The sequence below is a fragment of the Cupriavidus pinatubonensis genome, assembly GCF_019602855.1.
GTDB classification, from domain to species: Bacteria; Pseudomonadota; Gammaproteobacteria; order Burkholderiales; family Burkholderiaceae; genus Cupriavidus; species Cupriavidus pinatubonensis.
The window spans coordinates 3,044,585-3,060,849 of sequence record NZ_CP080767.1 but is presented as its reverse complement, the minus strand read 5'-3'; the positions used below and the strand labels follow the sequence as shown (position 1 = coordinate 3,060,849).

17 protein-coding genes and 1 tRNA gene are annotated in these 16,265 nt (G+C 65.8%); 9 read left to right on the top strand and 9 right to left on the bottom strand.

The window, feature by feature from the left end; all coding sequences use genetic code 11:
- The first annotated feature begins 71 nt into the window (after positions 1-71).
- Complete coding sequence (locus K2O51_RS26865; protein ID WP_011298852.1) at positions 72-860, top strand: class I SAM-dependent methyltransferase; 789 nt, start codon at positions 72-74, stop codon at positions 858-860.
- A 46-nt stretch (positions 861-906) separates the two neighbouring features.
- Here the strand turns inward: K2O51_RS26865 and K2O51_RS26860 are convergent.
- Both K2O51_RS26860 and K2O51_RS26855 read right to left on the bottom strand, forming a co-directional pair.
- Positions 907-991 (bottom strand) — tRNA-Leu (locus tag K2O51_RS26860).
- A 79-nt stretch (positions 992-1,070) separates the two neighbouring features.
- Positions 1,071-1,433, bottom strand: coding sequence for an HNH endonuclease (locus K2O51_RS26855; protein ID WP_140951130.1), 363 nt, complete (start codon positions 1,431-1,433; stop codon positions 1,071-1,073).
- A 93-nt stretch (positions 1,434-1,526) separates the two neighbouring features.
- Here K2O51_RS26855 and K2O51_RS26850 point away from each other — a divergent pair, with 93 nt between their 5' ends.
- Positions 1,527-2,432, top strand: a complete 906-nt coding sequence (locus tag K2O51_RS26850; RefSeq protein ID WP_011298850.1) for an alpha/beta hydrolase — start codon at positions 1,527-1,529, stop codon at positions 2,430-2,432.
- Between the two features lie 6 nt (positions 2,433-2,438).
- On the opposite strand, the gene K2O51_RS26845 is transcribed toward K2O51_RS26850, so the two are convergent.
- The 4 genes from K2O51_RS26845 to K2O51_RS26830 form a co-directional block, all read right to left on the bottom strand.
- Positions 2,439-3,317: an NAD(P)-dependent oxidoreductase gene (locus tag K2O51_RS26845; RefSeq protein ID WP_011298849.1), complete on the bottom strand. Its 879-nt coding sequence runs from the start codon at positions 3,315-3,317 to the stop codon at positions 2,439-2,441.
- Between the two features lie 45 nt (positions 3,318-3,362).
- Positions 3,363-4,535 carry an ABC transporter substrate-binding protein gene (locus K2O51_RS26840; RefSeq protein WP_140951128.1) on the bottom strand — a complete coding sequence of 391 codons (1,173 nt, stop codon included), beginning with the start codon at positions 4,533-4,535 and terminating at the stop codon, positions 3,363-3,365.
- Between the two features lie 130 nt (positions 4,536-4,665).
- Entirely contained in the window at positions 4,666-5,811 is a 1,146-nt protein-coding gene (locus tag K2O51_RS26835) for a methyltransferase (RefSeq protein ID WP_011298847.1), read from the bottom strand.
- A gap of 96 nt (positions 5,812-5,907) precedes the next feature.
- Positions 5,908-6,849, bottom strand: a complete 942-nt coding sequence (locus K2O51_RS26830; protein ID WP_011298846.1) for a CysB family HTH-type transcriptional regulator — start codon at positions 6,847-6,849, stop codon at positions 5,908-5,910.
- 165 nt (positions 6,850-7,014) lie between these two features.
- On the opposite strand from K2O51_RS26830, the gene K2O51_RS26825 reads away from it, so the two are divergent.
- Genes K2O51_RS26825 through cobA form a run of 7 tightly spaced genes read left to right on the top strand, consistent with a single transcriptional unit; the run spans position 7,015 to position 14,056 of the window.
- Positions 7,015-7,788, top strand: a complete 774-nt coding sequence (locus K2O51_RS26825) for a sulfite exporter TauE/SafE family protein (RefSeq protein ID WP_011298845.1) — start codon at positions 7,015-7,017, stop codon at positions 7,786-7,788.
- Between the two features lie 29 nt (positions 7,789-7,817).
- On the top strand, positions 7,818-9,500 hold the full coding sequence (locus tag K2O51_RS26820) for a nitrite/sulfite reductase (RefSeq protein WP_011298844.1): 1,683 nt from the start codon (positions 7,818-7,820) through the stop codon (positions 9,498-9,500).
- A gap of 17 nt (positions 9,501-9,517) precedes the next feature.
- A complete protein-coding gene (locus K2O51_RS26815; protein WP_011298843.1) occupies positions 9,518-10,093 on the top strand; it encodes a DUF934 domain-containing protein in 576 nt (191 codons plus the stop codon).
- Entirely contained in the window at positions 10,090-10,890 is an 801-nt protein-coding gene (locus tag K2O51_RS26810; protein ID WP_011298842.1) for a phosphoadenylyl-sulfate reductase, read from the top strand. Before K2O51_RS26815 ends, K2O51_RS26810 begins: the two co-directional genes overlap by 4 nt.
- Positions 10,891-10,918: 28 nt before the next feature.
- Positions 10,919-11,884, top strand: coding sequence for a sulfate adenylyltransferase subunit CysD (gene cysD / locus K2O51_RS26805; RefSeq protein ID WP_011298841.1), 966 nt, complete (start codon positions 10,919-10,921; stop codon positions 11,882-11,884).
- A gap of 25 nt (positions 11,885-11,909) precedes the next feature.
- Entirely contained in the window at positions 11,910-13,214 is a 1,305-nt protein-coding gene (locus K2O51_RS26800; protein WP_011298840.1) for a sulfate adenylyltransferase subunit 1, read from the top strand.
- Between the two features lie 38 nt (positions 13,215-13,252).
- Positions 13,253-14,056, top strand: a complete 804-nt coding sequence (gene cobA / locus K2O51_RS26795; protein WP_011298839.1) for a uroporphyrinogen-III C-methyltransferase — start codon at positions 13,253-13,255, stop codon at positions 14,054-14,056.
- 53 nt (positions 14,057-14,109) lie between these two features.
- Here cobA and K2O51_RS26790 read toward each other — a convergent pair whose 3' ends face one another.
- The 3 genes from K2O51_RS26790 to bufB are packed head-to-tail and all read right to left on the bottom strand — an operon-like array spanning position 14,110 to position 16,248.
- The gene (locus K2O51_RS26790) at positions 14,110-14,574 is read right to left on the bottom strand and encodes a DoxX family protein (RefSeq protein ID WP_140951124.1); all 465 of its coding nucleotides are present in this window, start codon (positions 14,572-14,574) and stop codon (positions 14,110-14,112) included.
- Positions 14,571-15,368 carry an HvfC/BufC family peptide modification chaperone gene (locus K2O51_RS35295; RefSeq protein ID WP_245001885.1) on the bottom strand — a complete coding sequence of 266 codons (798 nt, stop codon included), beginning with the start codon at positions 15,366-15,368 and terminating at the stop codon, positions 14,571-14,573. Before K2O51_RS35295 ends, K2O51_RS26790 begins: the two co-directional genes overlap by 4 nt.
- The gene (bufB, locus tag K2O51_RS35290; protein ID WP_011298836.1) at positions 15,355-16,248 is read right to left on the bottom strand and encodes an MNIO family bufferin maturase; all 894 of its coding nucleotides are present in this window, start codon (positions 16,246-16,248) and stop codon (positions 15,355-15,357) included. Before bufB ends, K2O51_RS35295 begins: the two co-directional genes overlap by 14 nt.
- Positions 16,249-16,265: the final 17 nt, after the last annotated feature.

Genomic DNA, 16,265 nt, shown 5'->3' with positions numbered 1-16,265 from the left:
GCGGCATTTGGTTGTTGCTAGACTCAGACAACCAAATCGTTCCCCACCCCCGTCCCAGAACAGGAGGCAACATGACTACGGCTGTCACTTCCACACGTTCCGTGCTGGCGCAACGATTCAAGCAAAGGCTGAAGCCGTTGATTCCGGCATGGGTGTTGAAGTTCCATCGCGACCGTGTGATACGCAGGGAAGGCTCGATGTATGAAGGCAAGCCGCTGGGCGAAGTGTTCACCCATGTGTACAAGACCGGCGCTTGGGGCGTAGCGGAAGATCAGTCCGGGTTCTATAGCGGCAGCAGTTCTCATGACCCGAAAATTGTCGAGCCGTATGTGAAGGCAGTGACCGAGTACCTGAGTGCACTGCCCGAGCGGCCGACGGTCGTGGATCTGGGCTGCGGCGATTTCAACGTCGGCAAGCGCATCCGGTCTGTATGCGGACGCTATATGGCGTGCGACGTGGTCGATGCGGCGATCCAATCGAACCGCACGCGTTTTTCCCATCTCGACGTCGACTTTCGTTGCGTGGACATCACGACCGACCCGTTGCCACCGGGCGATATTGTGTTCCTGCGCCAGGTGCTGGACCACCTGGACAATGTGCGCATTGCCACCGTGCTATCGAAACTGGGGCCGTACAAGATTCTGATTCTGACCGAATACCTGCCCCTGGGATCCAGTTTCACGCCCAATCTCGACAAAGCGATCGGCTCGCACCTGCGCCTGTTCGGGGAACAACCGAGTGGACTAGTCCTGACTGCGCCGCCATTCAATATGAAGGTGCTGTCCGCGCGGATCCTCTGCGAAGTGCCCGACAGCGGTGGAGTCATCCGCACAATCGCCTACGAATTGCCGGGACGCTGAGCGTGTGGAGTGGATGGATTTCCGTGGACTGCTTCGGAAGAGTATGTGGTGCCCGGGGTCGGACTCGAACCGACACGCCTTGCGGCGGGGGATTTTGAGTCCCCTGCGTCTACCTGTTTCACCACCCGGGCAGGTGTGGGCGCCGGAATCGGCACCGCGCTGAGCCGCGAATTATGCCGGAAATTGCCTCTGGCGACAACCTGAGGCCGTTCACCGACCGCGCCGTTCGTTGGTGTGGCGGCTGCGGTCGTAGTATTCGGGCGGTTTGCGGGCGATCCAGCGGATGAAGTCGGCCATGGCCGGGTGGCGCCGCAGCGCTTCCCAGTCATGGAAACTGCCGGCCAGCTCGGCCTCGGTAAAGACCGAATGAATCTTCTGGTGGCAGACGCGGTGCATCGGTACGGTGTCGCGGCCGCCGTGGCTGCGCGGGACGGGGTGGTGCAGGTCGGTACTCGGGCCCGCCACGAGTTCCCGGCCGCAGAGCGGACAGCGGCCTGTGGCGGCCTCGGGGTCGGGGTCAGGCGGGCCGAGCTGGTCATGCCGGCCGGCCCGGAGACTGCGTTTGACGACCATGTGGCGCGTCCGGTGAGTGGGTATTGGTACGGATATCCGCGCGAGCCGGGCAGGGGCTAGCATGCCAGGGTTTGCCACCTTGTCGAGCCCGCCATGCCCGCACAATCCTCCCTGTCCAGCCTGGCCCGGTTGCCTTCGCAGGACCCGGCCTTTTACGAGCGAGAATACAACAACCGTGCGCGCGTGCCCGACAACGCCGAGCACATGGCGCGCTGGGCGGGGCTGTCGGCGGAGGTGCGGGCGCGTGGCGGCTATCAGGAGGATCTGAGCTACGCGGCGCCCGGTGCGACCCATGCGCAGGACCAGCGGCTCGACTACTTCCCGGGCACCGGCGAGCGTCCGCCGCTGCTGGTCTTCGTGCATGGCGGCTATTTCCGCGCGCTGGACAAGCGCGACCACAGCTTCGTGGCCAGCGAGTTGCCGCGGCTCGGCGTATCCGTGGCGGTGGTGAACTATTCGCTGTGCCCGTCCGTGACGGTGCCCGCCATCGTGCGCCAGGTGGTGGGCAGCGTGGCGTGGCTCTACCGGCAGTCGGAACGGCTTGGGCATGACCATTCCCGCATCTTCGTGGCGGGCCATTCGGTCGGCGGCCACCTGGTGGCCATGTTGATGGCGGCGCTATGGCCACAGGTCGGGCCGGATTTGCCGGATGACCTGGTCAAGGGCGGCCTGTCGATCAGCGGCCTGTACGACCTCGAACCGCTGCGGCGCGCCGATTTCCTGCAGCGCGACCTGCGCCTGTCCGAGGAGGACGTGGCGCGCCTGTCGCCGGCGTTCATGCAGCCCGCGACGAACGCGCCGCTGGTGACGGCCGTCGGCGAACTGGAAGCGGCCGAGTACCACCGCCAGAACGCGCTGATCCGAGCGGCGTGGCCGGCCAATGCGGCGCAGGATGTGCCGCTGCCGGGCCGGCACCATTTCAACGTGATGGACGACCTGGCCAATCCCGACAGCACGCTGCTGCGCGCTGTCCTGACACTGACGGGCGTCAGGACGTAATCGCTCTCAGTTTTCCAGCACGCGCAGCAGGGACGAGGTATCGTCCTTGCCCCAGCCGTGTTCCATCAGCGACTTCAGCTGCGCTGAAGTTGCCTGCATGGCCGGCAGTTTCAGGCCGATTTCCTGCGCGATATCGCGCGCGAGCCCGAAGTCCTTGTCGTGCAACCGCGCCTCGATGCCGGCTGCGAACTCGCGCTCGACCATCTTCGGGCCCATCAGGTCCAGCATGCGGCTGCCCGCAAAGCCCGTGGAGATCGCCTGAAGCACCCGTCCGGTGTCGACCTGCTGTGCAGCGGCAAAATGCATCGCCTCCGCGATGCCTTCGATATTGACCACCTGCACGATCTGGTTGCACAGCTTGGCCACCTGGCCCGCGCCGTTGCCGCCGATGTAGGTGATGCTCTTGCCGAGCAGCGCCAGCAGCGGGCGCACGCGCTCCAGCACTTCCGGCTTGCCGCCGACCATGATGGTCAGCGTGGCAGCCTCGGCGCCGGCCGTGCCGCCCGACACCGGGCAGTCCAGTGCGTCGATGCCGCGCGCGGCCAGCGCCGTGGCGATCTCGCGCGTGACAATCGGCGAGATGGTGCTGTGGTCGACGCATACGGTTCCGGGCGCGGCGCCGTGGATCACGCCGTTCTCGCCGAGAAGCACCTCGCGCACGTCCTCGGACGAGGTCACGTTGGTGAACACGACGCTCGCGCCGCGCGCCGCTTCGGCGGGCGTGAAGAACGGTTCGGCGCCGAGCGCGCGGGCGGCTTCGGCCGCCTCAGGGCGGCGCACGAATGCGCGCACCGTGTGGCCCGCGGCCAGCAGGTGGCGGACCATGTGCGAGCCCATGGCGCCCAGGCCGATGAAGGCGACGGTAGTCGATTGCGTTGCAGTCATGTCAGAACTTCCTTGTTGCGAATCCGGCAGCCGCCTCGCACCGGATCACTGGTCCGGCGCGTAGGCGAACTTGCCGTTGCGGATGACCCCCATCACGCGCGAACGCTGGTCGAAGCCCTGGTGATCCTTGGCCGACAGGTTCAGCACGCCGTTGGGGACGGTGAGATTGTTGGTCGTTTCCAGCGCATCGCGCAGCGCATGGCGGAATGCGGGCGTGCCGGGCTGTGCTCCGGTCTTGAGCGCGCGGCGGCTGGCGTCGTCGAGCAGTTGCCACGCGCCCCAGGCGTCGCCGGCGAACTGGGTAACGGTGTCCGGGCCGTACTTCCCTTCATACTGGTTGACGAAGGACAGGGCGACCTTCTTCACCGGATGGCCGTCCGGCAACTGGCGCGCCACCACTACCGGGCCGGTCGGGAACAGCGTGCCTTCCACGTCCTTGCCGCCCATGCGCAGGAATTCCCACGAGGCGATGCCGTGGGTCTGGTAGACCTTGCCCTTGTAGCCGCGCTCGCCCAGCGTCTTCTGCGGCAGCACGGCGGGCGTGCCGGCGCCGGCGATCAGGATCGCATCCGGATTGGCAGCCATCAGCTTGAGCACCTGGCCGGTCACCGAGGTATCCGCGCGCGAGAAGCGCTCGTTGGCCACCACCTTGATCTTGCGCAGATCCGCCAGCCGCGAAAACTCGCGCCACCAGCTTTCGCCGTAGGCGTCATTGAAGCCGATGAATCCGACCGATTTCACGCCATGATTGCTCATGTACTCGGTCAGCACGGTCGCCATGTGCGAGTCGTTCTGCGGCATCTTGAAGGCCCAGCGCCGCTTCGGGTCGCTCTGCGGCTCGACGATGGTGGCCGAGGCGGCCAGCGTGACCATCGGCGTTTCGCCCTCGCGAATGGCGTCGAGCGAGGCCAGCGCCGTGGCGGTGATGTTGGGGCCGACGATCACGTCGACCTTGTCCTCGGAGATCAGCTTGCGCACGTTGCGCACGGCGGCGGACGGGTCCGTCGCGTCGTCCAGCACGATGTAGTGCGCCTTTTGCCCGCCAAGCGTCTGTGGCCACATCAGCACGGTGTTCTTGGATGGAATGCCGATCGACGCCGCCGGCCCGGTGGTGGAGACATCGACGCCGACGTGGATATCGGCAAGCGCGGCATTGGCAATCAGTGCGGTGGCGGACACGCAGGCGATGACGAGCGCGCGGCGCAGCGGGTTGGGCATGGTTCTCCTCGGTATGTGTTTTCTTTTTCTCCGCCGCTTCTCTCCCCGGTGGGAGAGAGAAGCAGTCAGGCAGCAAGCATAGCGAAGTGGCAGGTGATCCGCATTTGGCGCATTCCCGCTGTTTCGCGGCTTACTTGGCGCCAAGCCGCCAGAGCGAGGTCACCTCTGCCGAGCGCGCCGCATGCAGCGGATCGGCAGCGTCCGCGGCGCGCGGGTGGCGCGGGCGGATGTCGGAATGGCCCAGCACGCGCAGCCCGGCTGCATCGATCCAGCCGAGCAGCTGCTCTCGCGAACGCAGGCCGAGGTGCTCGGCCAGGTCGGACAACAGCAGCCAGCCTTCACCGCCCGGTTCCAGGTGGGCCGCCAGGCCGTCCAGGAAGCCGCGCAGCATGGCGCTGTCGGGGTCATAGACCGCACGCTCCACGGGCGAACTGGGCCGCGCTGGGACCCACGGCGGGTTGCAGACGATCAGCGGTGCGCGGCCTTCGGGGAAGAGGTCGGCGGTGATGATTTCCACCTGCTTGTCGTAGCCGAGCTGCGCAATGTTTTCACGGGCGCAGGCGAGCGCGCGCTCGTCCATGTCCGTCGCCACCACGCGCTGTACGCCGCGCCGGGCCAGCACGGCCGACAGCACGCCGGTGCCTGCGCCAATGTCGAAGGCCAGCGTCTTGGCCGGCAGCGGCTCGTTGGCGACGAGATCCACATACTCGCCGCGCACCGGCGAGAACACGCCGTACCACGGGTGGATGCGTGCGTCGAGCGCAGGGATCTCCACGCCCTTGCGGCGCCATTCATACGCGCCGATCATGCCGAGCAGTTCGCGCATGGACGCCACATAGGGTTCGGCGGCACTGCCGTAGACCTGCTCGCAGGCCTGGCTGACCTCTGGCGCACGGCGCAGCGGCAGCGTGTGGCCGGGCTCGAACGGCAGCAGCAGCATGCCCAGCGTGCGTGCGCGCTGGGACTGGGCCAGCCGGTGCTGGTGGAAGGCTTCGGTCGCCGAGCCTGCGGCGTGCTTGTGGCCGGGCCGGCTCTTTTTCTTCGGCTTGCGCTCGGTGCGCCGGGCCATGGCCTGCAGCAGCTGGCGCGCATTCTGGAAGTCGCCACGCCACAGCAGCGCGGTGCCTTCGCAGGCGAGGCGGTAGGCGGTATCGGCCGATGTGGTGTCATCGGCCACCACGACGCGGCGCGGTGGTGGCAGGCCGGCTTCCGAGCGCCAGCGCGCGCTGTGTTCGACGCCGTCTTCGGTCCAGTGGATCTGCGGAAAATCACTCACAGGCGGGCCTCCGGCTGCGCGCGGCACACGAGTGCCAGGGAAATGTTCATGAATTTTGTCCTGCTATATAGAGAGGGAAGGGCGTAGCCGCCCCGTTCAGAGTTCGTACGCCTCGTGGTCGCCCGACATCGCCTGTTCGACCAGCTTGCGGTTCAGCGTGGGCGAGAACAACTCGATGAAGGTATAGACGAAGCTGCGCAGGTAGGCGCCCTGCTTGACGGCCAGATGCGTCACATTGGTGCCGAACAGGTGCCCGGCGGGAATGCCGCGCAGGTTGCGGTCGCGCTCAGCGTCATAGGCAAGCCCCGCAACGATACCGATGCCGAGGCCGATCTCCACATAGGTCTTGATCACGTCCGCATCGATCGCTTCCAGGATGATGTCAGGCTGCAAGTGCCGCAGCTCGAACGCCTTGTTGATCTTGGGCCGCCCGGCAAAATTCGGGTCGTAGGTGATGAGCGGGTAGCTCATCAGGTCTTCGAGCGCCAGATGCTTTTTTTCCAGTAGCGGGTGATCGGGTGGCGTAATCACCACGTGCTGCCATTGGTAGCCAGGCAGGGAGACCAAGGTCTTCTCGTGGGTGATGCCTTCGGTGGCGATGCCGATATCCGCCTGGTCATGAAGCAGCATGTCGGCAATCTGCGAAGGATTGCCCTGCTGGATCGACAGCCGGACCTTCGGGTAGCGCTTGGTGAACTCGCTGATCACGCGCGGCAGCGCGTAGCGCGCCTGCGTGTGCGTGGTCGCAATGGTGAAATTGCCCTGGTCCTGTGCCGCATAGTCCATGCCGACACGCTTGAGGCTTTCCACCTCCTGAAGAATTTTTTCCACCGAGTTCAGGATGCGGCGCCCCGGCTCCGTCAGGCTGCGGATGCGCTTGCCATGGCGCGTGAAGATATCGACGCCGAGCTCTTCCTCCAGCTCGATGATGGCCTTGGACACACCGGGTTGTGATGTGTAGAGCGCTTTGGCGGCCTCCGTCAGATTGTAGTTCTGGCGTACCGCCTCACGCACAAAGCGAAACTGGTGCAGGTTCATATAACTCGGGTCGTATAAACAAACAACTTCTTATTAGTTTGAGGTATGAGGCCAGTTTATTACGATTCTCGAACTTTGTTAATGAACGGCCAGCCCGCATTGCGCCCGCAGTCACCACCCTGAAAGTGACGCCGGCAAGACGGACGGGCCCAGCCAAGCCTCCACATGTCCCTTGCCTATACCGTTTCCGGTCTGCTCGTAGGCGTCCTCGTCGGTCTGACCGGGGTGGGCGGGGGCTCGCTCATGACGCCGCTGCTGACGTTGCTGTTCGGATTCTCGCCGGCCACCGCCGTGGGTACCGACCTGGCCTTCGCGGCGATCACCAAGGGTTTCGGCACCATCGCGCATCGCGCCCACGGGCACGTGCAGTGGCAGGTCGTGCGCCGCCTGTGCATCGGCAGCCTGCCGGCCGCTGTGGCCGCCATCCTCGTCCTGAAGAACGCCGGCGAACTGAATGCCCAGTGGCTGCATGTGATTCGCGTGACGATCGGCGTGTCGGTGCTGCTGACCGTGCTGTCGCTGCTGTTCCGCAAGCAGATGCTGGCCTGGCTCGAGCGCAATCCGCGCTTCCAGCTGCACGGCCGTGCGCAAGTGATTGCGACCATCGTGGTCGGCGCCGTGATCGGCGTGCTGGTCACGGTGTCGTCGATCGGCGCCGGCGCGGTTGGCGCGACGCTGATCCTGCTGCTGTATCCGCAAATGAAGCCGGCCGAAGTGGCTGGCACCGATATCGCCTACGCCGTCCCGCTGACGGCGCTGGCGGGGCTGGGCCACGTATGGCTTGGCACCGTCGACTGGAATCTGCTGCTGTCGCTGCTGGTGGGCTCGATCCCCGGCATCTGGCTGGGCGCGCAATTGTCGCGCGCGCTGCCCGAGCGGCTCGTACGCGCGGCCCTGGCCACCACGCTGACGCTGGTCGCCATCAAGCTCGTCTCCTGAATTCAACGAATACTGAACGGACCCACACCATGTATCAGTACGATCAATACGACCAGCGCATCGTCAACGAGCGCGTTGCCCAGTTCCGCGACCAGGTGCGCCGCCGCCTGTCGGATGAGCTGACCGAGGAAGAATTCCTGCCGCTGCGCCTGCAGAACGGCCTGTACATGCAGCGCCATGCGTACATGCTGCGCGTGGCGATCCCATATGGCCTGCTGGCTTCGAAGCAGCTGCGCAAGCTGGCCCATATCGCACGCGAGTACGACCGCGGCTACGGCCATTTCTCGACGCGCCAGAACATCCAGTACAACTGGATGGAACTCGAGCGCGTGCCCGACGTGCTGGCCGAGCTGGCCAGCGTCGAGATGCACGGCATCCAGACCTCGGGCAACTGTGTGCGCAACATCACCACCGATCACTTCGCCGGCGTCGCGCCGGACGAGTCGGTGGACCCGCGCGTGCTGGCCGAACTGCTGCGCCAGTGGAGCACGTTCCAGCCCGAATTCGCCTTCCTGCCGCGTAAGTTCAAGATCGCCATCTCGGCCTCGAAGGACGACCGCGCCGTGGTGCAGATGCATGACATCGGCATCTACGTGTACAAGAACGACGCCGGCGAGACCCGCATCCGCGTGCTGGCTGGCGGCGGCCTGGGCCGCACCCCGATCCTCGGCACGATCATCAAGGACGATCTGCCGTGGCAGCACATGCTGACCTACGTCGAGTCCGCCATCCGCGTGTACAACCGCTATGGCCGCCGCGACAACAAGTACAAGGCGCGCATCAAGATCCTGGTGAAGGCCATCGGCGCCGAGAAGTTTGCCGAGGAAGTCGAAGAGGAATGGCAGTACAGCAAGGACGGTCCCGGCACGCTGACGCAGGACGAGTTCGATCGCGTGGCGCAGTACTTCACGCCGCCGGCCTATGAAAAGCTGGCCGACACTGACGCCTCGTACGAAAAGCACCTGCTCGAGGACAAGGCCTTCGCGCGCTGGGTCAGCCGCAGCGTGCACGGCCACAAGGTGCCGGGCTACGCCGCCGTGACGCTGTCGACCAAGCCGGGTCCGGTCTCGCCTCCGGGTGACGCCACCGCCGAACAGATGGAAGCCGTGGCCGACCTGGCCGACCAATTCGGCTTCGGCGAGCTGCGCGTGGCGCACGAGCAGAACCTGGTGCTGCCGGACGTGAAGAAGCACGACCTGTACGACCTGTGGCAACTCGCGAAGAAGGCCGGCCTGGCTACGGCCAACATCGGCCTGCTGACCGACATCATCGCCTGCCCGGGCGGCGACTTCTGCTCGCTGGCCAATGCCAAGTCGATCCCGATCGCGCTGGCCATTCAGGAGCGCTTCGACAACCTGGACTTCGTCCATGACCTGGGCGAAGTGTCGCTGAACATCTCGGGCTGCATCAACGCCTGCGGCCATCACCACGTCGGCAACATCGGCATCCTCGGCGTCGACAAGGACGGTTCGGAGTGGTACCAGGTCACGCTCGGCGGCGCGCAAGGCAACAGCACGGCGCTGGGCAAGGTCATCGGCCCGTCGTTCAGCGCAGAGGAAATGCCGGACGTGATCTCGCGCATTATCGAGACCTTCGTGGCGAACCGCATCGAAGACGAACGCTTCATCGAGACCGTGAACCGGATCGGCATCGCCCCGTTCAAGGAGCGCGTGTACGCCGACAAGCAACCGCGCGAGCGCGCAGAAGCCTGAGGACCGGAGAAACAGACATGGCAAAGATTATTCAACTGCAACGTACGGCCGACGCCGTCACCCCGGTCATCGTCGAAGACAGCTGGACCGTGCTGCGCGGCGCCGAAGGCCAGCCGCTGACCGAGGAGCAGATCGTCGCCGCGGTGCAGAGCCAGGACGCTGTCCTGTTCCCGCTGACGGTGTGGAAGTCGCATGAAGGCCTGCTGGCCGGCCGTGCGCGTGAGCGCACCGGCGTGTGGCTCGCGCCCGAAGACGAGCCGGGCGATGCCCAGGCGCTGTTCGATGGCGTGGCCGTGGTGGCGGTGGACTTCCCGGTGTTCCGCGATGGCCGTGGTTTTTCTACGGCTTACCTGCTGCGCACCCGCTATCAGTGGAAGGGCCAGCTGCGCGCCATCGGCGACGTACTGCGCGACCAGCTCAACTTCATGAAGCGCTGCGGCTTCGACACCTTCGCGGTGCGCGCCGACAAGAACATCGACGACGCGATCAAGGGCTTCACCGAATTCACCGTGACCTACCAGGCTTCGGTCGATGAGCCGCTGCCGCTGTTCCGCCGCGCACGTGCCGAGGTTGGCGCAAGGGAATCGGCATGAGCGGCCTGAGCGACATCGCAGTCGTGGATGGCGGCGCGCCGGCATCGGCGCTGCGTCCCACGCTGTGGACCATGCCCGAGTACACGGGCAGCCTGGCGGACCTCGACGAGAAGGAACGCGAGCTGTCGGCCCGCCTGGCCGGCATTGCCGCACGCTTCTTCCGCGCGCGTTTTGCCACTAGCCTTGCTGCCGAAGACATGGTGCTGACCGACGCGATCCTGCGCGGCACGCCGGCCGTGCGCGCGGGCATCCGCGTGTTCACGCTGAACACGGGCCGCCTGCACGCCGAAACGCTGGCTGTGCTGGACGAGGTGAAGGTGCATTACGGCTACACCGTCGAGCAGTTCACGCCGGACACCGAGGCCGTCGAGAACTACCTGAAGAAGCATGGCCTGAACGCGTTTTACGACAGCATCGACCTGCGCAAGGATTGCTGCGGCATCCGCAAGGTCGAGCCGCTCAACCGCGCGCTGTCGCACGCGGACGCCTGGATGACCGGCCAGCGCCGCGAGCAAGCCGTCACGCGTTCCGAACTGCCGTTCGAGGAAATGGACGAAGCTCGCGCCATCCCGAAGTTCAATCCGCTTGCGGACTGGACCGAGGCCGAGGTGTGGGCATACCTGAAGCGCCACAACGTCCCGGTGAACGCGCTGCATGCCAAGGGCTACCCCAGCATTGGCTGCGAACCTTGTACGCGTGCGGTGCGCGCGGGCGAGGACCTGCGCGCCGGGCGCTGGTGGTGGGAGAGCAAGGACTCGAAAGAGTGCGGGCTCCACGAACAGAACATCAAGCATTGACGCATTGAAGCATTCGAGGCCGAACGACATGGGCATCATGAACGACATCGCAAGCGCCACCAGCAGCGTGGCGCACTTGCTGCAGGTACAGAACGATCACCTCGACCGCCTGGAGGCCGAGTCGATCTACATCATCCGCGAGGTCGTGGCCGAGTGCCGCAACCCGGCGCTGCTGTTTTCGGGCGGCAAGGATTCGATCGTCATGCTGCACCTGGCATTGAAGGCCTTCCGCCTCGGTGACCGCAAGATCGAGCTGCCGTTCCCGCTCGTGCACATCGACACCGGCCACAACTATCCGGAAGTGATCCAGTTCCGCGACCAGCGCGTGGCCGAACTCGGCGCGCGCCTGGTGGTGGGCCATGTGGAGGATTCCATGAAGCGCGGCACCGTGCGCCTGCGCAAGGAAACCGATTCGCGCAACGCCGCGCAGGCCGTGACGCTGCTCGAAACCATCGAGGCGCACCAGTTCGACGCGCTGATGGGCGGTGCCCGCCGCGACGAAGAGAAGGCCCGCGCCAAGGAACGCATCTTCTCGTTCCGCGATGAATTCGGCCAGTGGGACCCGAAGGCCCAGCGCCCCGAACTGTGGAGCCTGTACAACGCCCGCATGGCGCAGGGCGAGCAGATGCGCGTGTTCCCGATCTCGAACTGGACCGAACTCGACGTGTGGCAGTACATCGCCCGCGAGAAGCTGGCCCTGCCGCCGATCTACTACGCGCACCAGCGTGAAGTCGTGCGCAAGAACGGCCTGCTGGTGCCGGTGACGCCGATCACGCCGAAGCAAGATGGTGACGTCAGCGAAACGTTGTCGGTCCGCTTCCGTACCGTCGGCGACATCAGCTGCACCTGCCCGGTGGCCAGCGAGGCCGATTCGCCCGAAGCGATCATCGCCGAAACCGCGGTGACCGAAATCACCGAGCGGGGTGCCACGCGCATGGACGACCAGACCAGCGAGGCGTCGATGGAGCGCCGCAAGAAGGAAGGCTATTTCTAAGCCGACGCAGCCAAGGATTCAGAACATGACTCACCAATCTACCCATCAGGGCCTGCTGCGTTTCATCACCGCGGGTTCCGTCGACGACGGCAAGAGCACGCTGATCGGCCGCCTGCTGTTCGACAGCAAGGCCGTGCTGTCGGACCAGCTGACCGCGCTGGCCAACGCCAAGAACAAGCGCACCGCCGGCGAGCAGATCGACTTCTCGCTGCTGACCGATGGCCTGGAAGCCGAGCGCGAGCAGGGCATCACGATCGACGTGGCGTACCGCTACTTCTCGACCGCGCGCCGCAAGTTCATCATCGCCGATACGCCGGGCCACGAGCAGTACACGCGCAACATGGTCACGGGCGCCTCGACCGCGCATGCGGCCATCGTGCTGGTCGATGCCACGCGAGTGACGGTCAAGGACGGCCGCGCCGAACTGCTGGCCCAGACCAAGCGCCATTCGGCCATCCTGAAGCTGCTGGAACTGCAGCACGTGATCGTGGCCGTCAACAAGATGGACCTGGTCGAGTACAGCGAGCAGCGTTTCAACGAGATCCGTACTGCCTACACCGAACTGGCCGAGCAACTTGGGCTGAAGGACGTGCGTTACGTGCCGGTGTCGGCGCTGCGCGGCGACAACATCGTGCACGCCAGCGACGCCATGCCGTGGTACCAGGGCGAGTCGCTGTTGCCGCTGCTCGAAGCGCTGCCGGTGGAAGAAGCCGCTCCGGAAGGCGATGCCGCCCTGCGTTTCCCGGTGCAGCTGGTGATCCGCCAGGACGGTTCGCAGTCGGACGACTTTCGCGGCTATGCCGGCCGCGTCGAAGCGGGTACCGTGCGCGTCGGCCAGAAGCTGCGCGTGCTGCCGGCCAACCGCGAAGCGGTGGTGGCCGAAGTGCTGACGCCGAACGGCTCGGCCGATTCCGCCAGCGCTGGCGACACCGTCACGGTGCGCCTGTCCGAGGACGTCGATGTGTCACGTGGTGACATGTTCGTCGCCGCCGATGCGACCGCCGCTTCCGCGAAGAAGCTGCAAGCCGACTTGTGCTGGTTCGACGATGAATCGCTGAACCCGTCGCGTAAATATGTGCTCAAGCACACCACGGCCAGCGTGTTCGCGCGCGTGTCGTCAGTGGACCGCGTGCTCGACGTGCACACGCTGTCGCACGAGACCGGCCGCCACGACATCCGCCTGAACGACATCGGCTCGGTGCAGCTTTCGCTGCAGAAGCCGATCGTGTGCGATGCCTACGGTGACAACCCGGCGACCGGCGCGTTCGTGCTGATCGACGAGGCAACCAACCACACGGTCGCCGCGGGCATGATCCGTGCATACTCCTGAGCATCAGGACACACGTCACGCGAGGCAAGGGGCAGATGATGGACAAGGCAGGCAAATCGACCGGCAAGGTCTACCTGATCGGGGCGGGCCCCGGGGCGGCGGACCTTATTACGGTGCGCGGTGCACGGTTGTTGGGCGAAGCCCAGGTCGTGCTGCATGACGCACTGGTGTCGCCCGAGATGCTGGCCTGGTGTCCGCAGGCCAGGCTGGTGGAAGTGGGCAAGCGCTGCGGCAAGCGTTCGACGGCACAACTGTTCATCAACCGCCAGATCATCGACATGGCGACGAAGTACGAGCGCGTGGTGCGTCTCAAGGGCGGCGATCCTATGCTGTTCGGCCGCGCCGATGAGGAACTCCAGGCGCTGGAAGCGGCTGGTATCGCGTACGAGGTGGTGCCCGGCATTACCGCGGCACTCGCGGCCGCGTCGGCCATCGCCAAGCCGCTGACCAAGCGCGGCGTGTCGCGCAGCGTGGCCTTCGCCACGCAGGCCAAGGCCGCGGATGGCACGGAAGTGCCGGCATCCGCCGCGGACATCGAAGCAGATGTGCGCGCCGATACGCTCGTGTACTACATGGGCCGCGACCAGGCCGCGGCCATCGCCGCGCAGCTGATCGCCCACGGCAAGGCGCCGTCGACGCCGGCATGGGTGGTCGAGGCGGTCAGCACGCCCCACCAGCGCAGCCATGCCTTTACGCTGCAGCAGATGGCGGCGGGCGAAGCAGCCGGCTGGATCGACCCGTCGCATCCGAGCCTGCTGATGATCGGCGCGGCGCTGGCGGCGCGCGCGACCGAGCCGGTGACGCGCGATGTAGCCGCGACGATCTCGGCAAAGGCGGCCTGAAATCAGTTTATGCGGAACCGCGAAAGCCGGGCATATGCCCGGCTTTTTGCTATTCAGGTCCGCTGGCGCAGCGCATCGACACTGAAGCGTCCGCCACCCGCCATCATCGGCACCAGCAGCAGCATGCCCCAGTACAGGTGACTCTGGATCGCTGCCGGGCATTCAAAGGTCCATAGCTGCGGGTAAGAGAGCACCGCCATGGCATTCACCGCGAACAGGCCCAGTGCGGCTGGCCGTGAGAACAGGCCCGCGAACAGCAGCAGCGGGAACGCGAGTTCACCGAAGGTGCCAGCCATTGCCGCCAGTTCCGGCGGCAACACGGGGACGTGGTATTCGTCGCGGAACAGGGCCAGCGTCGTGCCCCAGTCGTGCAGCTTGAGCCAGCCGGAGGCCAGGAACTGCCAGCCGACATAGACGCGGATCAGCAGCAGGACGGCCGACAATCCCCAATCGCCGAAGAATCCGGCAGTACGTTGCAGCGGCGCCGACACGAACTGGGCAGGGCTGATGGCTTTCATGATCGGGTATCTCCTTCGGTGGGGTGAGGACTTGCCAGACACAGGAGGCCTGTCTCCAGCCATGCCGCGAGCGTGCTGGCGGCATCGAACGACGGGTCCGCGCTGGCCGCTTGCCAGAGCAGGTCGCCAAGGGTTGTGGGCTGCTCGCGCAGCCGGTCAAGGACGTCCACCTGCGCTGGCGGCATGGCGATGACGCTCACGCGCCAGCGCGGACGGATCACCATGCCGTGGCTCGGCGTGTCGGGACACTCAGGGAGCGGCGGCCCGCCAGACTGGTGCGCCTGCCAGATCGGCACAGCCGCCCACGCAGCAGAGAACGGCTGTGCGCAACGGCACAGCGTCACGGCAAGCGCGGCGACGTCGGCGGGTGCCATCGATTGCAGCATGGCGGCGTCGAGCATGACATCGTCGGCGGCGTAGTAGGCCATGTGGCACAGCCATTCGAGCCGGGCGACGTCGGGCAGGTAAGGGTAGGGCGCCACCGGGCCGAACGTTGCCAGGAACGCCGGGAAGGATTCGCCATAGCGATGCAGGTCCGGATCGCGCGACGGATGCGTTTGCCCGTAGGCGTGGCTGAGCCCTTCGAAGAAGGCGTCGCCCATCAGGGCGAGGACTACCGGATAGGCTGCGCGCAATACCTTGAGCGCCGTTTCGTGTTGGTTGCCGCGGTAGTAGCCGATGCGGTCGCGCGCCTGTGCCGTGTCGCCTGCAAATATCGACAGGCTTGCCGCGGTCGGCTCGGTGTCGATGATGGCGTTGGCGAACGCCTGCTGGAGCGTGTCAGGCGCACGCATGGTCATGCTCCGCGAGCGCCGATGCGGCTTGCGACAGTGCGCGTTGCCGCTCGTCGAGCAGCACGTCAAGCGCCGGAATGTCCGTGTCCCATTCGATCAGCGTGGGCACGCTGGGCATGCCATCGCCTGCGAAGCGTTGCACGGCGTATGCATAGAGCGACCACACCTCCGGGGCGACGCGCGCGCCGTGATGGTCGATCAGCACGCTGCCATCGGCCAAATGGCCGGCAAGGTGGAACTCGCCAACGGTTCCCGCCGGCAATTGCGCAAGCATGTCGATCGCGGCGTGCGCATCCTCGCCGTGGTTGAACTGGTTCACGTAGAGGTTGTTGATGTCGAGCAGGATGCCGCAACCGGTACGCTGCGCGAGCGCGGCGAGGAACTGTGCCTCGCTCATCTGTTCATCACGAAAGCGCAGGAACGTCGATACGTTCTCGACCAGCATGCGTCGCCGCAGTACGGACTGCATCCGGTCCACGCGTTCGCATACGAGGGCGAGCGCTGCCTCGGTCAGCGGCAACGGCAGCAGTTCGTTGAACTGGTGGCTCCCGATGCGGTTCCAGCACAGGTGTTCGGATACCAACGCCGGTTCGATGCGCGCTACCAGGTCTGCGATGCGGGCAAGGTGGGGTGCGAACGCGTCGCCGCTGGCGGAGCCCAGGCCCAGCCCCACGCCGTGCAGGCTGACCGGATAATCGGCGCGCAATGCGGTCAGGACCTGGAGGTCCCTCCCGCCCGCGCCGAGGTAGTTTTCCGTATGCGCTTCCAGCCAGCCAAGCGCGGGACGCTGCGCGAGCAACTCGGCATAGTGCATGGCGCGCAGGCCGATACCGGTGCCAAGGTCGCCGCCGCCGTCCCGCTCAACGAGGGATGTGGGCATGATGGACTCCGCCGCGG

Bases quoted from the DNA above. Each gene is read 5' to 3' on its own strand.
- K2O51_RS26865 (WP_011298852.1), top strand. From the start codon at position 72: ATGACTACGGCTGTCACTTCCACACGTTCCGTGCTGGCGCAACGATTC.
- K2O51_RS26855 (WP_140951130.1), bottom strand. From the start codon at position 1,433: ATGGTCGTCAAACGCAGTCTCCGGGCCGGCCGGCATGACCAGCTCGGC.
- K2O51_RS26850 (WP_011298850.1), top strand. From the start codon at position 1,527: ATGCCCGCACAATCCTCCCTGTCCAGCCTGGCCCGGTTGCCTTCGCAG.
- K2O51_RS26845 (WP_011298849.1), bottom strand. From the start codon at position 3,317: ATGACTGCAACGCAATCGACTACCGTCGCCTTCATCGGCCTGGGCGCC.
- K2O51_RS26840 (WP_140951128.1), bottom strand. From the start codon at position 4,535: ATGCCCAACCCGCTGCGCCGCGCGCTCGTCATCGCCTGCGTGTCCGCC.
- K2O51_RS26830 (WP_011298846.1), bottom strand. From the start codon at position 6,849: ATGAACCTGCACCAGTTTCGCTTTGTGCGTGAGGCGGTACGCCAGAAC.
- K2O51_RS26825 (WP_011298845.1), top strand. From the start codon at position 7,015: ATGTCCCTTGCCTATACCGTTTCCGGTCTGCTCGTAGGCGTCCTCGTC.
- K2O51_RS26820 (WP_011298844.1), top strand. From the start codon at position 7,818: ATGTATCAGTACGATCAATACGACCAGCGCATCGTCAACGAGCGCGTT.
- K2O51_RS26815 (WP_011298843.1), top strand. From the start codon at position 9,518: ATGGCAAAGATTATTCAACTGCAACGTACGGCCGACGCCGTCACCCCG.
- K2O51_RS26810 (WP_011298842.1), top strand. From the start codon at position 10,090: ATGAGCGGCCTGAGCGACATCGCAGTCGTGGATGGCGGCGCGCCGGCA.
- cysD (WP_011298841.1), top strand. From the start codon at position 10,919: ATGGGCATCATGAACGACATCGCAAGCGCCACCAGCAGCGTGGCGCAC.
- K2O51_RS26800 (WP_011298840.1), top strand. From the start codon at position 11,910: ATGACTCACCAATCTACCCATCAGGGCCTGCTGCGTTTCATCACCGCG.
- cobA (WP_011298839.1), top strand. From the start codon at position 13,253: ATGGACAAGGCAGGCAAATCGACCGGCAAGGTCTACCTGATCGGGGCG.
- K2O51_RS26790 (WP_140951124.1), bottom strand. From the start codon at position 14,574: ATGAAAGCCATCAGCCCTGCCCAGTTCGTGTCGGCGCCGCTGCAACGT.
- K2O51_RS35295 (WP_245001885.1), bottom strand. From the start codon at position 15,368: ATGCGTGCGCCTGACACGCTCCAGCAGGCGTTCGCCAACGCCATCATC.
- bufB (WP_011298836.1), bottom strand. From the start codon at position 16,248: ATGCCCACATCCCTCGTTGAGCGGGACGGCGGCGGCGACCTTGGCACC.